General features: G+C 73.4%; 11 protein-coding genes. 1 reads left to right on the forward strand and 10 read right to left on the reverse strand.

Going from position 1 to position 14,090, the window contains the following annotated elements:
- Window positions 1-6: 6 nt before the first annotated feature.
- The 3 genes from ACFHW0_RS29940 to ACFHW0_RS29950 all read right to left on the reverse strand — a co-directional run bounded on the left by ACFHW0_RS29940 (window position 7) and on the right by ACFHW0_RS29950 (window position 4,430).
- Entirely contained in the window at window positions 7-2,331 is a 2,325-nt protein-coding gene (locus ACFHW0_RS29940; protein WP_416612988.1) for a heavy metal translocating P-type ATPase, read from the reverse strand.
- Window positions 2,318-3,331: a hypothetical protein gene (locus tag ACFHW0_RS29945; protein WP_416612989.1), complete on the reverse strand. Its 1,014-nt coding sequence runs from the start codon at window positions 3,329-3,331 to the stop codon at window positions 2,318-2,320. Before ACFHW0_RS29945 ends, ACFHW0_RS29940 begins: the two co-directional genes overlap by 14 nt.
- A 76-nt stretch (window positions 3,332-3,407) precedes the next feature.
- Window positions 3,408-4,430: a 3-oxoacyl-ACP synthase III family protein gene (locus ACFHW0_RS29950; protein WP_416612990.1), complete on the reverse strand. Its 1,023-nt coding sequence runs from the start codon at window positions 4,428-4,430 to the stop codon at window positions 3,408-3,410.
- Window positions 4,431-5,123: 693 nt separating this feature from the next.
- Between ACFHW0_RS29950 and ACFHW0_RS29955 the strand changes: the two genes are divergently transcribed.
- Entirely contained in the window at window positions 5,124-6,236 is a 1,113-nt protein-coding gene (locus ACFHW0_RS29955; protein ID WP_416612991.1) for a histidine kinase, read from the forward strand.
- 178 nt (window positions 6,237-6,414) lie between these two features.
- Here ACFHW0_RS29955 and idi read toward each other — a convergent pair whose 3' ends face one another.
- Genes idi through ACFHW0_RS29990 form a run of 7 tightly spaced genes read right to left on the reverse strand, consistent with a single transcriptional unit; the run spans window position 6,415 to window position 13,641 of the window.
- A complete protein-coding gene (gene idi / locus ACFHW0_RS29960; protein WP_416612992.1) occupies window positions 6,415-6,999 on the reverse strand; it encodes an isopentenyl-diphosphate Delta-isomerase in 585 nt (194 codons plus the stop codon).
- 21 nt (window positions 7,000-7,020) lie between these two features.
- Entirely contained in the window at window positions 7,021-7,986 is a 966-nt protein-coding gene (locus ACFHW0_RS29965) for a UbiA family prenyltransferase (RefSeq protein ID WP_416612993.1), read from the reverse strand.
- 58 nt (window positions 7,987-8,044) lie between these two features.
- On the reverse strand, window positions 8,045-8,848 hold the full coding sequence (locus tag ACFHW0_RS29970) for a TauD/TfdA dioxygenase family protein (RefSeq protein WP_416612994.1): 804 nt from the start codon (window positions 8,846-8,848) through the stop codon (window positions 8,045-8,047).
- Window positions 8,845-9,831, reverse strand: coding sequence for an L-tyrosine/L-tryptophan isonitrile synthase family protein (locus ACFHW0_RS29975; RefSeq protein WP_416612995.1), 987 nt, complete (start codon window positions 9,829-9,831; stop codon window positions 8,845-8,847). Before ACFHW0_RS29975 ends, ACFHW0_RS29970 begins: the two co-directional genes overlap by 4 nt.
- Window positions 9,828-12,575 (reverse strand): AAA family ATPase, encoded by a 2,748-nt coding sequence (locus ACFHW0_RS29980; protein WP_416612996.1) that lies wholly within the window; start codon window positions 12,573-12,575, stop codon window positions 9,828-9,830. The genes ACFHW0_RS29975 and ACFHW0_RS29980 overlap by 4 nt, the downstream gene beginning before the upstream one ends.
- A 45-nt stretch (window positions 12,576-12,620) precedes the next feature.
- Complete coding sequence (locus ACFHW0_RS29985) at window positions 12,621-13,412, reverse strand: thioesterase II family protein (protein ID WP_416612997.1); 792 nt, start codon at window positions 13,410-13,412, stop codon at window positions 12,621-12,623.
- Window positions 13,413-13,467: 55 nt separating this feature from the next.
- On the reverse strand, window positions 13,468-13,641 hold the full coding sequence (locus ACFHW0_RS29990; protein WP_416612998.1) for a hypothetical protein: 174 nt from the start codon (window positions 13,639-13,641) through the stop codon (window positions 13,468-13,470).
- Window positions 13,642-14,090: the final 449 nt, after the last annotated feature.

Here is a 14,090-nt window from a genome sequence, read left to right on the forward strand (position 1 = left end):
GACGCGTCAGGAGGCGGTGACCATCGGGGCGCGCGACGCCTCGGTCGTGTCGGCCCGGTCCGGGAGTTCGTTGCCCGCGAGCGCCTTGAACCGCCGCAGCCGCAGGCTGTTCGACACCACGAACACCGAACTGCCGGCCATGATCAGACCCGCCAGCATCGGATTGAGCAGCCCGCTCGCCGCGAGCGGGATGGCCGCGACGTTGTACGCGAAGGCCCAGAACAGGTTGCCCTTGATCGTGCCGAGGGTGCGGCGCGACAGCCGGATGGCGTCCGCGACCACCCGCAGGTCCCCGCGTACCACCGTCAGGTCGCCCGACTCGATCGCCACGTCGCTGCCGGTGCCCATCGCGATGCCCAGGTCGGCCTGCGCGAGCGCGGCGGCGTCGTTGACGCCGTCGCCGACCATCGCGACGACCTTGCCGTCGGCCTGGAGCCGCTTGACCAGCTCGACCTTCCCGGCGGGAAGGACCTCGGAGACCACGTCGTCGATCCCCACCTCCGCCGCGATCGCCGCCGCGACCGCGGCGTTGTCGCCGGTCAGCAGGATCGGGTGCAGGCCCAGCCGCTTGAACTGCGCCACCGCCGCCCTGCTGGTGGGCTTCACCCGGTCGGACACGACGAGCATCCCCCGCAGGGCGCCGTCCCAGCCGACCATGACCGACGTACGGCCCGCCGCGTCGGCGGTCGCCTTGGCGGCGGTCAGCTCCGCGGGCAGTTCGGTCGCCCACGCGCCCAGCAGCGACGCCCGCCCGACGATGACCTCGTGCCCGTCGACCGTGCCGCGCACGCCGACTCCGGTCTCACTGGAGAAGTCCGCGACCGGGGGCAGTTCGCCGCACCGGTCCCTGGCCCCCGCGACGACGGCCCGGGCGATGGGGTGCTCCGACGCGGTCTCCAGGGCGCCGGCGAGTCGCAGCAGCTTGACGTCGCTCTCCCCGTCGACGGGGACGACCTCCACGACGGACATCTCGCCGGTGGTCACCGTGCCGGTCTTGTCGAGCACGACGGTGTCGACGGTCCGCGTGGACTCCAACACCTGCGGTCCCTTGATGAGGATGCCGAGCTGGGCACCCCGGCCGGTGCCGACCAGCAGCGCGGTCGGCGTCGCCAGCCCCAGCGCGCACGGGCAGGCGATGATCAACACGGCCACCGCCGCCGTGAACGCGGCCGCCGCCGGCTGGCCGGAGCCGAGCCAGTAGCCCAGCGTGGCGAGCGACAGCGCGATCACCCCGGGCACGAACACCGCCGACACCTGGTCCGCGAGCCGCTGGACGTCGGCCTTGCCGGTCTGCGCCTCCTCGACGAGCTTGGCCATCTGCGCGAGCTGCGTCTCGCCGCCCACCCGCGTGGCGCGGACGACGAGCCGCCCGCCGGCGTTCACCGTGGCGCCGACGACCTCGTCGCCGGGCCCCACCTCGACGGGCACGGACTCGCCGGTCAGCATGCTCGCGTCGACCGCGGAGGAGCCCTCCTCCACCACGCCGTCGGTGGCCACCTTCTCGCCCGGGCGCACCAGGAACCGGTCGCCGACCGCGAGTGCCGAGATCGGCACGATCGCCTCGGCGCCGTCGCGCAGCACCGTCACGTCCTTGGCGCCGAGCGACAGCAGCGCGCGCAACGCGGCGCCGGAGCGGCGCTTCGCGCGGGCCTCGAAGTACCGGCCGCAGAGGATGAACAGGGTCACGCCCGCGGCGACCTCCAGGTACATGTTGCCCTCACCGGGCATCCGCTCCAGGGTGATCCGGAACGGGTGCCGCATGCCGGGCTCGCCGGCGGTGCCGAGGAACAGCGTGTACAGCGACCACGCGAACGCGGCGAGCGTGCCCACCGAGACCAGCGTGTCCATCGAGGCGGCGGCGTGCCGCAGGTTGGCGAAGGCGGCCCGGTGGAACGGCCACGCCCCCCACACCACGACCGGCGCGCTCAACGTGAGGCAGGCCCACTGCCAGTACTCGAACTGGAGCTGGGAGAACATCGACATCGCGATGACCGGCACCGCCAGCACGGCGACGACCCAGAGGCGGTGGCGGGCCGCCCGCAGCTCACGGTCGTGCTCGGCCTCCTCCTCGGCCGCCGGATCCGGAGCGTCCACCGTCGTCCCCGCGGGCGGCTGCACCGGCCGGGCCGTGAAGCCGATCTCCTCGACGGCGGCGATCACCGTCTCCCGCGAGACCTGGGGCGAGAGGAGCACCTTCGCCTTCTCGGTGGCGTAGTTGACGGTCGCCTCCACCCCGTCGATGTCGTTGAGGCGCTTCTCGATGCGCGCCGCGCACGCCGCGCACGTCATGCCGCCGATCAGCAGCTCCAGGTGGTTCTCAGCCGTGGCCATGCTCGGTGCCCCCCTCGGTGCCGCCGCCGGTCGTGTCGGCGGGGACAGCCGCTCCGCCGTTGCGTACGGCCTCCTCGTTGCGGGCCTTGGCCGCCGCGAAGGCCTCCTCGGTCAGGCCGTGCGGCGGCGGGTTGGGGCCGTTCACGCGCAGGGTGAACGACGCCGTGCGCACGACGCCCTGGTGCTGGAAGTCCAGGAACAGCCGGTAGTCGCCGAAGCTGGGCGCGGTGGCGTGGAACAGGATGTCCGGGCCGGGCGGGGTCTTCCCGTCGCCCGGCGTGCCGTCGGGGTGGACGTGCAGGTACGCCATGTCGCCGTCGCGGAGCGCGACCAGGTGCCCGAACGCGCCGAGGTACGGCTCCAGGTCGGTGACCGGCTTGCCGTCCTTCGCGACGCTGAGCGTCAGCTTGCCGCTCTTGCCGGGCTTGAGCTCGCCGCCGAGGGTCACCGTGTACCCGTCGACCGTCGAGGTGGTCGACGGCGCGGGCAGCGCCTCCGGCCGGTAGTCGCCCGAGACCGACACGTCCGCCCCGAGCGTCTCGCCGTGGATGCCCCACAGCGGCATGTAGTCGGCGAAGACCCGGTACTCGCCCGCCGCCGCGAAGGTCAGCGGCACCCGCCACACGCCGTCCGCGCCGAGGTTCGGGTGGACGTGCTGGAAGTTCGTCAGGTCGCGCCGCGCCACGATCAGGTGCATCAGCTTCTCGTGCTGCGGCTTGTACTTCACCAGCGGCGTGCCGTCGTGCTGCAGGATCTGGAAGGCGAAGGTCTGCCTCGTGCCCGCCCGGACGTTGTCCGTGATCACCTTCAGGTTCATGCTCTCGTGGTTGAGGGTCAGGCCGTACGAGGACTCCTCGGCCACGGCGGCCGGCTTGGCGGCGGGTGCGGGCGCGGGTGCGGCGGTCGGCGGGGGCCCGACCACGCGGCCGACGGTGTAGGCGCTCCCGAGCACCAGCACCAGGGCGAGCGCGAACGCGCCGAGTTTCGTCAAGGTCTTCATGAATAACCGTCCTGTTTCGACAGCGATGGCGTGGAAGCGGGCAGGGTTTGCGGGGTCCGGTGGCCGGTCGGCGGGCTCACCGGTCACCACCGGGGTCCGGGCCGGGCGCCCGGCCCCACCGCAGCAGGCACGCCCCGAACGACATCCCCCCGCCGAACCCCAGCAGGAGGACGAGATCGCCGTCGCCGAGCAGCCCGGCCCGGCTGGCGTGGTCGAGGGTGAGCGGCACCGAGGCGCTGCCGACGTTCGCGTACTCCTCCACCGTGCGGTGCGTGTGCGCGGCGGTCAGCCCGCACGCGCGTACCAACTCGTCGAGGAGCAGGCCGTTGGGCTGGTGCGGCACCACGTGCGCGACGTCCGCCGCGCCGACGCCCGCCCTGGCCAGCAGCTTGTCCACGAACGGCGGGACCTCCTGGAGGACGATCTCGGTGACGTCGCGGCCGTGCATGCGGAAGACGTGGCCGCCGTCCGCCACCGTCGTCGCGGACGCCGGCAGCCTGCTGCCGCCCGCCGCCACCCCGATCAGGTCGCTGGCGTCGCCCCGGCTGGCCAGCTCGTACTCGACGACACCGCGCCCCGGTGACGTCGACCCCACGACGGCCGCGCCGGCGCCGTCGCCGAACAGCACGGCGGTGCGCCGGTCGTCGAAGTCCAGGATGCGCGAGTACACGTCGGCGCCGACCACGAGCGCGTGGGTGCCCGGCCGGTCCGCCACGAGCGACTGCGCCAGCACCAGGGCGTGCACGAATCCCGCGCACACCGCGTTGACGTCGAAGCACGCCGCCCCGTACGCGCCGAGACGGTCCTGCACCAGGCAGGCCGTCGGCGGCTGCGGGTGGTCCGGGGTCGACGTCGACACGATGAGGTAGTCGACGCGGTCGACGCCGAGGTTCGCGTCCCGCAGCGCGCGGGCCGCGGCCCGCACGGCGAGGTCCGAGGTGGCCTCCTCCGCCGCCGCGAAACGGCGCGAACGAATGGCGGTCTTGCGTACGATCCATTCCGGGCTGGCTCCCGGTACGCGACGCGCGATTTCCTCGTTCGACAATGCTCGCGCGGGCACCCAGGATCCGGTGCCCAGAATTCCGACGGATGAGGACACAGCAGCCTCCAGAGAGGAGAGGCATTTCGTGTCTGCAAATTAGCCGAGTGGAACCATCGACCGCAATCAGGTGCGCCATCTGTCGACACGGCCCGCAGCGCAAATTACCGGGCGATGGCGGAACAATTTCGAGGCGATGGAACGCGCAATTTCCGGGCCGCCCGAGAACCCGCCGTCGACACACCGGCGCACGGTTCACCCGTGCAGTTCTCCCGGGACGGACGTGACACCCGGGGATGGGATCCGGCGCGTCGTCGCCGCCATGCTGACGGCACGACCGACCGCGTGGCGACGGCCCGCGGCACGGTCGGCGACCCGCGGGGCGGACCGGCGCCCGCCGGCGCGCACGCGACCAGGACCGGACGGAGGCCCTCCGATGACAGCGCAGCTCTTCGAGACCACCCACCCCACGGGCGAGCCCGACGGGTGGCGGCCCCGGGACGCGACGGCACGGACGGGTCCACGTCGGCAGGAACCCATCGTGACCGATACCATGCATTCCGTGGCGATCGGGATCCGGCAGGCGACGACACCGGGCGCGCCGCCGCCCGGGTGGGCGCGGCCGGGCGTGCCGGCGCCGCCCGGCACGCGCCACGTCCGCCGGGAGCCGTGGCGTTGATGGTCACCGGGATCCGGCCCGCCGGCCTGACGCGAACCCCCGCCGCGCCGGCTGAAGCCCTGTCGACCCCGGGCATGCGGCGGGCGAGGCTGTGCATCCTGGCGGGCGCCGCGAGCGGGGTGGCGGCGTGCGTGCTGCTCGCCGCCCTGGAGCTGCGTCGCGAGCCCGACCCGCGCGGGACCGTGCTCGGCGCGGCGGGGTTGCTGCTCCTGGTCGTGGCGCTGGCCGTGGCGCTGCGCCGGTCGGTCATGCCGTGGCCGGCGACGACCGGCCGGTGGCTGATCGCCGGCTGCGCCACGGCCGCCGTGCTGTCCGTCCCGCTCGTCGGGCCGGTCGGCGGCGCCCCGGGGCGGGGCTGGGCGTTCGTGGGGGCCGCGCTCGTCGGGGCCGCGCCACTGCTGCTGCCCGTCCGGTACGCGGTGACCCTGATGGCCGGAACGGTGCTGGTGGCGGCGGCAACGGCCTGGTGGCTCGGCGGTCCCGTGCGCGACGCGGTGACCGTCACGGTGGTGCTCGGGCTGACGGTGGCGACATGGAACGTGCTGCACCTGTGGTTCTGGACGTTCCGGGCACAGGCCCGGGAGGGGCGCGACGCCCTGGCCCGCCTGGCGGCGGCCGAGGAGCGACTGCGGTGCGCCCGGGACGTGTACGCCCTGCTCGCGAACGAGCTGTCGGCGCTCGTCCTCAAGGCGGAGCTGGCGTCGCGGCTGGCGATGGTCGACGGGGAGCGGACCAGGAAGGAGACCGCCGAGATGCGGGCGCTCGCGGCGGCGGCGTCGGCCCGGATGCGCGAGGCCGTGCACGGCTACCGCAGCGTCGGCCTGCGCGAACAGGCGCAGACGGTGGCCCGGGTGCTGCGCAACGCCGGCATCCGGTGCGCCGTGACGCAGCCGGAGGGCGACCTGCCCCCCGCGCTCACCGGGCCGCTGGTGTCCGTGCTGCGGGAGGCGGGCGCCCACGTGCTGCGGCACGGCGAGGCGCGGTGGTGCACAATCGAGATCGCCCGCGAGGGGTCCGGGGCGCGGCTGACGGTGGTCAACGACGGGGCGGGCGACGGTGCTCCGGACCTCGACGCCAGCGGGCTGCCGGGGCTGGCCGACCGGCTGCGGGACGCGGGCGGCACCCTGCGCACCTGGCGGGGGGACGGCACGTTCACCGTGGAGGCCAGCGTCCGGGCCGGGTCGTGACCGGTCCCGGTGGCGCCCTACCCGCCCGTCCCGCCGTGGCCAGCTCCGGCCCGATGCCGGTGGCGGTGTTCCGCGCACGGCGTCCGGGCGCCGCGCCCCCGTCCCCGACACGACAGCACCACCGCGGCACGACGACGGACCGCGCCCACCGGCGGGGTGGGCACGGTCCGTCGCACGCTCAGCCGGCGGCCGTCAGCGCTCCACCGGGCAGGAGGCACTCGTCGGCCGTGGGCCACCGCGTCGGATCGTCGCCCAGGGTGATGAGTTCGGCGACCTGGAGGCGGCACCACGGCGACACGGAGATGTCGCCGGTGCCCACCGCGTACACGAAGTCCGCCCAGGCGACCCACTCGAAGTCGCCGATGGCGGCCGGGTCGGGGGTCGGACGCTCGTCGGTCACCACCCGGAACACCGGGGACACGGCGTTCTCCGCCACGCCGTTGTCCATCGTGGCGCGGTACCGGAAGGCGGGCAGGACCAGCTCCGGCGCCGGCGCGGCCAGGCCGAGCTCGGCGCGTACGGTGCGGGTCACCGCGGCGGGAACCGGTTCCCCCGGCACGGGGTGCCCGTAGCACGAGTTCGTCCAGATCCCCGGCCAGGTGCGCGTCCGGTCGCTGCGCATGGTGAGCAGCAGCTTCGCGTCGCTGTTGAAGACGTAACAGGAGAACGCCAGGTGCAACGGCGTACGCAGGTGGTGCACCGTCGCGCCCTCGGTGGCACCCACCGGCCGTCCCTCTTCGTCGAGCAGCACGACCTGCGCCATGGTGTCCCTCCCCACCGGGATTCAGCCCGCCTGTGCGAAGGCGGCGGCAATCACGGTTCCCCACCCGGTGCTCGCCACCTGCAACGGCACCAGCTTCGCCCGGGGCCGCAGGAACGCCAGCGCGTCCGCGAGGGGCTTGCCGCGCACGCCGCGCCAGGTCCCCGACACGTGCACCAGCGCGAACGCGATGGCCGCGATCATCGGGACGGCGCCCCAGGTGAAGCCGCCGATGGCCAGCACCGACACGCACACCGTGGAGCCGCCGACCGCGATCAGCCCGCTCGCGACCGCCATCGCCCGGGACAGGCCCAGCGCGCGGACGCAGGTGCGGATGTTGAACGCGGCGTCCTCCGGCCAGTCCTCGGCGGTGTTGACCATGACGATGCCGACCTGGTTCGCGCCGAACCCGATGATCACGGCCAGCAGCGGCCACGACAGCTCACCGGGCACGGACCGGACGACGACGAGCATCGGCAGCCAGATCAGCACCGCGGCGAGGCCGGGGATCTGCCCCACGCCGGAGCTCTTCAGGTGGACCGGCGGGATGGAGTACTGGGCGCCGATCCAGAGGGTGAACGCGACCAGGGGCAGGATGTCCCAGTGCCCGGTGCGGAAGGTGAAGTAGGTCGCGAGGGCGAGCACACCCGCGCCCGTGGCGGCGATCTGCCACCGCACGTTGCGCAGCCCCAGCCCGTACACCGCCTGGGAGAGCCACGTCTTGTACACGGCGTCGACGTCGCGGTCGGCGTACGCGTTGGTCATGTCGATGAAGTGCATGATGGACAGCGCCATCACGATCACCAACGCGAAGTGGACCGAGGCCAGGGTGCTCAGGTCGTCGACCGACAGCAGCGACGGGATCGCGTAGATGGCCAGCATCACCGGCAGGAACTCGACCCGGCGGATGCGGATGGAGTGGTAGATCGGGCGCCGCGCGGATGTCGGCGCCGGTGTGGACGCGCCCGCGCGCGCCTCTTCGACGGTCATGGTGTCTTCCTTCGGGGTTGAGGACCTTCGATGGCGCCGCGAGCGACCCTGACCGTGGTCAGAGGATCTGGATCCGCTGGAGGTGCCGGGAGGAGTTGCCGCGGAAGGCGTTGCGACCGTGCAGCAGCGCCTGGTTGTCGACGACGACGATGTCGCCGTCGACCCACTCGTGGTGGTAGCAGACGTCCGGGTGGTGCAGCCGGTCGCGCAGGTCGGCCATGAACGGCTCGGCCTCCTCCGCCGACCTGCCGCCGATGGACACCCAGACGGGGTTCCGGTAGCGCTCCGGGTCGAGCGGCTCGCCGTACCGCATGATCGTCTCGCCGGTCTCCGAGTGCGTGGTGAGCAGGGGCGACACGGTCTCGCCGCCGTAGTAGCCGAGCTTCTCCGTGCGGTAGCTGACCTCCGTCGCCGCCCACTCGCGCACCAGCTCCGGCGAGGCGCGCCGGATCACGTCGGTGCTGTCGGAGAACACCGTCTCGCCGCCGCCGGGCACCGGCGCCTCGAGGCACTGGAAGAGGAAGTACCGCGGCGCGGCCCGCGCGAACGCGCCGTCCCAGTGGAACGGCACGTCCGTACGGCTGAACAGGTAGTTCTTCGGGTCCTCCTGGACCACCAGGTCCAGGACGGCGCCGAAGTCCCAGGTCAGCACCTCGCCCCAGGTCTCGCAGTAGGCGATCAGGTCCTCCCTGCTCAGCAGGGGGAAGCCGCGCAGCACGACCACCTTGGACTCGATCGTCCAGCGCTCCAGCGTCGCGGGCGCGATGTCCCGCAGGTCGGCGCCGTCGTGCTCCGCCGTCACCAGCGTGCCGAACGGCGCCAGCGGCGTCCGCTCCACGCGCAGCTCGTCTGCCGTCGTCATGAGGCGATCTCCTCCTGCCGGAAGTGGGGGTTGACGTAGTGGCTCGGCCGGCCGTTGCGCCAGACGAGCGAGGCCCGGCCCCGCTCGGCCTGGCTGCGCTTGACCAGCGTCAGGTTGACGCCGTCGTCGAGGACGACGCCGTGCCACGGGGTCAGCCAGCTGTCCCTGGTACGGATGAGGTGCAGCCCGATCTTCTCGGCGTGCCGGGGCTGCGGGTGGATCGACAGCCGCAGCGAGTGGGGGAACTTCGTGCCGACCAGGTCTCCCCAGGCGCGGCTGCGCCGGATCATCTGGTACGCGAACTCCTTGCAGTGCTCGCGCAGCTTGGTCCGGCTCAGCTCGGGGTGCAGCGGGCCCTGGTCCTCGAGCATGAACCGGTGCATGCCGTTGAACAGCGACCGGGCGCCCAGGTCGGTCAGCACCTCGGCCCGGATGTCCTCCAGCGGCGTGGCGTACTCGGCGAGGAGCCGCCCGCGCATCTCGTCGTAGGACATCGCCCCGAACGCGTCGTCGAGCGAGTACATCGAGACCGAGGACGCGCCGGTCTGGTCGATGATGCGTTGCAGTTCCGTGCGGTACGCGGTCACGTCCTCGTCGGGGATGCCGAGCAGGTCGGAGAAGACGTGGCCGTCGGAGCAGATGAGGATCCGCGCGCCCGTCGGATGGTAGTGGCTGACCTGCTCGCAGAAGGACTGGAGGAACTCCACGGAGATCCGCTCACCGAGGTCGGGCAGCGAACCGACCACCTTCTCCGGGTTGCGGGACTTCGCGGGGAACGCCGGCAGCACGAAGTGCAGCGGTTCGCCGCTGCGCACGTACCCGCCCACCCGTTCCTCGTGGGTCGCGAAGCAGTCGTCGCACGGCAGCGCTGCGCACGGGTCGTCGGCGTGTTCGAGACGGCGGAAGCGGAAGACCAGTTCGAGTATCTGCCGGGCGAGCGTGCGCTCCCGGCTGCCGACCTGTTCGTCCTCGGCAACGGTCATGTCGTGTCCGATCGCATCGTGGTTTCCTTGTCACCGGAGGGCGGACCGACCGGGGCGACGCGCCGGCGCCGCGCGCCGCGCGCGCCCTTCGGCGGGTCGATGTGCACCAGCTCCGTACGCGTGCTGATCTTCAATTTCCGGTAGGCCCGCGTCAGGTGCTGCTCGACGGTGCTGACGGTGATGAACAGCCTGTCGCCGATCTCCCGGTTGGTGTGCCCGCGGGCGGCCAGGTTCACGACGCGACGCTCGGCGTCGGTCAGCGTGGCGAGTCCGTCCTTCGCGCCGGCCACGGCGGGGTCGAGGGTGTCGTCGGACGGCTTGAGCTTGCGCCGCAGCAGCTCGGCGTGGCAGCCCTCGGCGAGCTGGAGGGCGTGCGCGCCCATCATCTTGGCGCGCCCGAACTCGCCGAGCGCGTGCCCGGTCTGGCTCAGGTCCGCGAAGACGTGCGCCAGCTCGTGCCGGTCCCCGCTGGCGTGCAGCAGGTCCATCGCCTCGCGCAGCATCACCTGACGTTGCTTGGGCGCGTACGCCGCCGCCAACGCCCGCAGTCCCATCCCCTTGGCGCGCGGGGCGTCGCCACCCGGCAGCGCCAGGTGTTCGGTGACCAGCTTGCGGGCCTGGTCGGGCCGGCCCATCCGCACGTACAGCCGGGCGAGGTCGACCCGCCACGGCAGCGCGGACGGATCGTCGGCGCTCCAGGTCACGGCGAGCTGGCCGGTGGTCTGGAAGTCGGCGAGCGCGGCGTGCCGCCGGTCCACGGCGTCGTAGTAGACGCCCCGGGCCCGCAGGTACTGCGGCCAGAACAGGCTCTGGCGCATCGCGGCCGGCGTCGGCTCCCGCAGGGCGGCCTCGGCCCGGGCGAGCTGCCCGGTCATCGTGCAGGCCAGAACCAGGTGCGCGAGCGGCGAGCCGACGGCGACGCCCCAGGCGGCGGGCGGCATCGTGGCCAGCGCGTCGCGCGCGTGCCGCTCGGCGGCGGCGAGGTCGCCGCGGCACAGGGCGACGGCGGCCCGTACGTCGGTCAGGACGGCCCGCCAGCTCGTGATCGCGTGCGACTCGGCCTCCTCGGCCAGCTTCTCGCACCAGTCGGCGGCGCGGTCGAGCTGGTCCGCGCCGATCAGCACCCGCAGCGCGTGCCACACCGACACCAGGAGGGAGTCACCGGGGCGGGCGCGTTGCAGCACCTCCTCGGCGCGGTCGACCGCCGCGCCCGGCCCGGGGTCGCCCGGATCGTCGCCGCCTTGCGGGCGGCAGTGCCGCAGCCACTCGCGGGTGGCGAGGTGGTCGGCGCCCAGGTCCGGATCCGGGTGCGTGGTGAGGTCACCCACCGCGCCCAGCGCCTCCATCGCCTCGTCGTGCCTGCCCTGCCAGGCGAGCGACCGGGCGAGCAGCAGCGTGTCGGCCTCGTCGAGGTGGCCGGCCCGACCCGCCGCCGCCAGCGACGACAGGTGACGCGGCACCGCCTCGGGGTCGCTGCGCCAGTGCACCCGGACGAGGGCCGCCTCCACGGCGGCCCGCTCGCGGGCGTCCTCGGTGGATCGCAGCGCCAGTTCCAGGCAGTCCACGGCGTGCCGTGCGGCGCCCCCGGCGACGGCCTCCCCGGCCGCCGCGACCAGCACCGGCGCGGCCCAGGACCCGGCCGGCTCACCGACGCCCACCAGGTGCGCGGCCACCTCGGCGGCGGACGCGCCGTCCTCGTGGAGCAGGCGCGCGGCCCGCGACCGCAGTGCCGACTGCGTCTGCGGCGGGCAGTCGTCGAGCACCGCCGCACGTACCGCCGGATGGTGGTAGGAGTGCCCCTCGGTGAGGCCCGCCTCGGCGAGCGCGCCGAGCACCTGCCGGGTGGTCGCCGCGCAGAGGCCCACCAGCCCGGTGACGAGCCCGGCGGACGCGGCCGGGCCGACGACCGCGAGAGCGCGGGCGACGTCGAGCAGCCGGGGGTCGCTGCGGTGCAGGCAGGCGAGCGCGGCCTGGACGAACGACGCGCCCACCGTCGGCGCGACCTCCCCGTCGGCGCCGGTGAGGGCGTCGTCGAGCAGCGCGTGTACGAGCATCGGGTTGCCGCCGCTGACGGCGTGCGCGGACGCGGCGAGCCGCCGGGCGGCCTCCGGCCGGATCCGCTCGGCGAGCAGCCGCCCGACGCCGTCGGGCGACAACGGGAGCAGCCGCAGGTGCCGGCAGTGCGGCTGCCGCGTCAGCTCCGCCCGGAACGCCGCCGCCTCGGGGCGCGCGCCCACGCATCCGCTCAGCACGAGCAGCACCCGCGCGAAACGGATGCGCCGTTGCAGGTACAGCAGTGCCTGCAACGACAGGGAGTCCGCGAACTGGACGTCGTCGACGACCACCACCAGGGGCCGGTCGGCGGCGACGTCGAGGAGGGCCTGGCAGACGTCCTCCAGCAGTTGCGCGTCACCGTGCCGAAGGGTGGGGGCGTCCGGGTCCCCCGCCGGCCCGGTGTCGCGCCGCAGCAGCGGCAGGTGGTCGGTCGAGGTGGTCTGGGCCCGGAGGCTGTGGAACAGCTGTCCCACCACCCCCAGGGGGATCATGCTCTCCGCGACCGAACAGGCGGCGGTCAGCACCAGCGCGCCCTCGCCGACGGCCACCTCGGTCACGGCGTTCACCAGCCGGGTCTTCCCGCTGGCGACGCCGCCGTCGACCAGCGCGACCCGGCCCTGGCCCGCGGCAGCCGTCGCGTACGCCTCGGCGAGGTCGGACAGCAGGTGTTCTCTCTCGATCAGTGCCATGTGGGTCACCTCCGGACACTCCTGAGGCTCGGGTCGACCGGCGACTCACCCCGGTTGTTCGGCGTGGGCGACCGTGGCGGCGCCGCGCGAGGCCGAGCTGAGCGACCGGGTGTGCGCCCTGATGCTGCGCAGCACCGCGGACATGTTGTCGTTGAGATAGAAGTGACCGCCGGGGTGGACGACGAACTCGAACCCCGCGTCGGTGTGTTCCCGCCACGCCTTCGCCTCGTCGACCGTCACCCGCGGGTCGCTGTCACCGATGTGCGCGACGATCGGGCAGTCCAGGCGCGGCCCGGGCCGGTACTCGTAGGTCTCGGCGGCGGTGTAGTCGGAGCGGATGGCCGGCAGGACCATCCGCAGCACGTCCTCGTCCTCCAGCAGCGCGCTGTCGGTGCCCGCCAGTGCGCGCACCTCGGCGACCAGGCCAGCGTCGTCCCGCAGGTGGGTCCGCTCCTCCCTGCGGAGGTGCGGCGCCCGCCTGCCGGAGACGAACAGCGCGGTCGGCCCGACACCCGCCCGCCGCAGCCGCAGCGCGACCTCGAAGCCGATGGTCGCGCCGAGGCTGTGGCCGAAGACGGTGATCGGCCGGTCGACCAGCGGCAGCAGCGCCGCCACCAGTCGGTCCGCGATCTCGTGGGCCGAGGTGAGGCCGGGCTCCCGCAACCGGTCCTGCCGACCGGGGTACTGGACGGCGAGCACGTCGACCTCGGGTGCGAGCGTCCTGGCCACCCGGGCGAAGTAGCTCGCCGAGCCGCCGGCGTGCGGCAGGCACAGCAGCCTGGTCGCCGCGTCGTCCGCCGGGTGGAACCGTCGCACCCACAGGTCGGTGTCCGTCATCTCGTTCCCCCGCGAATCGGATGGTGGCTGCCGGTGGCGGTCGCCCCGGGTTCCGTCAGCGGCCCGCGTCCACCCGGGCCTCGCTCCAGCTGATGGTGGTGGGCCGGACGGCCGCCAGGTCGCTGGTGGTCCAACTGTCCACGACGTCGATCCGGACGTCGCTCTCCGCCGGAGCGTCGGCGCCGTCGAAGAAGAAGGCATTGAGAATCTCGGTCGCATTTACAGACATGGGAGTCCCCTCTCGCACAGCTTGCCCGGTGGTGCGGAACGCCACCTAAACCTGCTGTACGGGTACGTGTTTCAACAAGGTCTGCGTTCATCGTCTACGCGAAGGTTCATCACAGCGCATTCGTGAATCGCTCATACCCGTCACGCGCGGCAGGCCCGGTGACTTTTGTCAATACCTTAGCGGGCCGTCCAGGCGCCGGAAGCGCGGCCTCCAGGCCGGATCCGCGACCAGGGAAGTCCTTGCGCGACAGGGGTCACGTGCGGTGCGACGGCCGGCGGAGCGGGCCGGGGGAATTGCTCCCGACCGGCCGTGGGAGCAACCTTCGGCAGCTCATCGGCACCGTTCCCCGTCCGGCCGTGCGCCGTTCACCCGACCCGGGTGACGGTCTCATGCCCCACCACCACCCGACAATGCCTGACCAGCAACTCCACACTGCCAACCCAATGACA

The organism is Micromonospora sp. LOL_025, assembly GCF_048060285.1.
In the GTDB taxonomy this organism is placed as follows: domain Bacteria; phylum Actinomycetota; class Actinomycetes; order Mycobacteriales; family Micromonosporaceae; genus Micromonospora.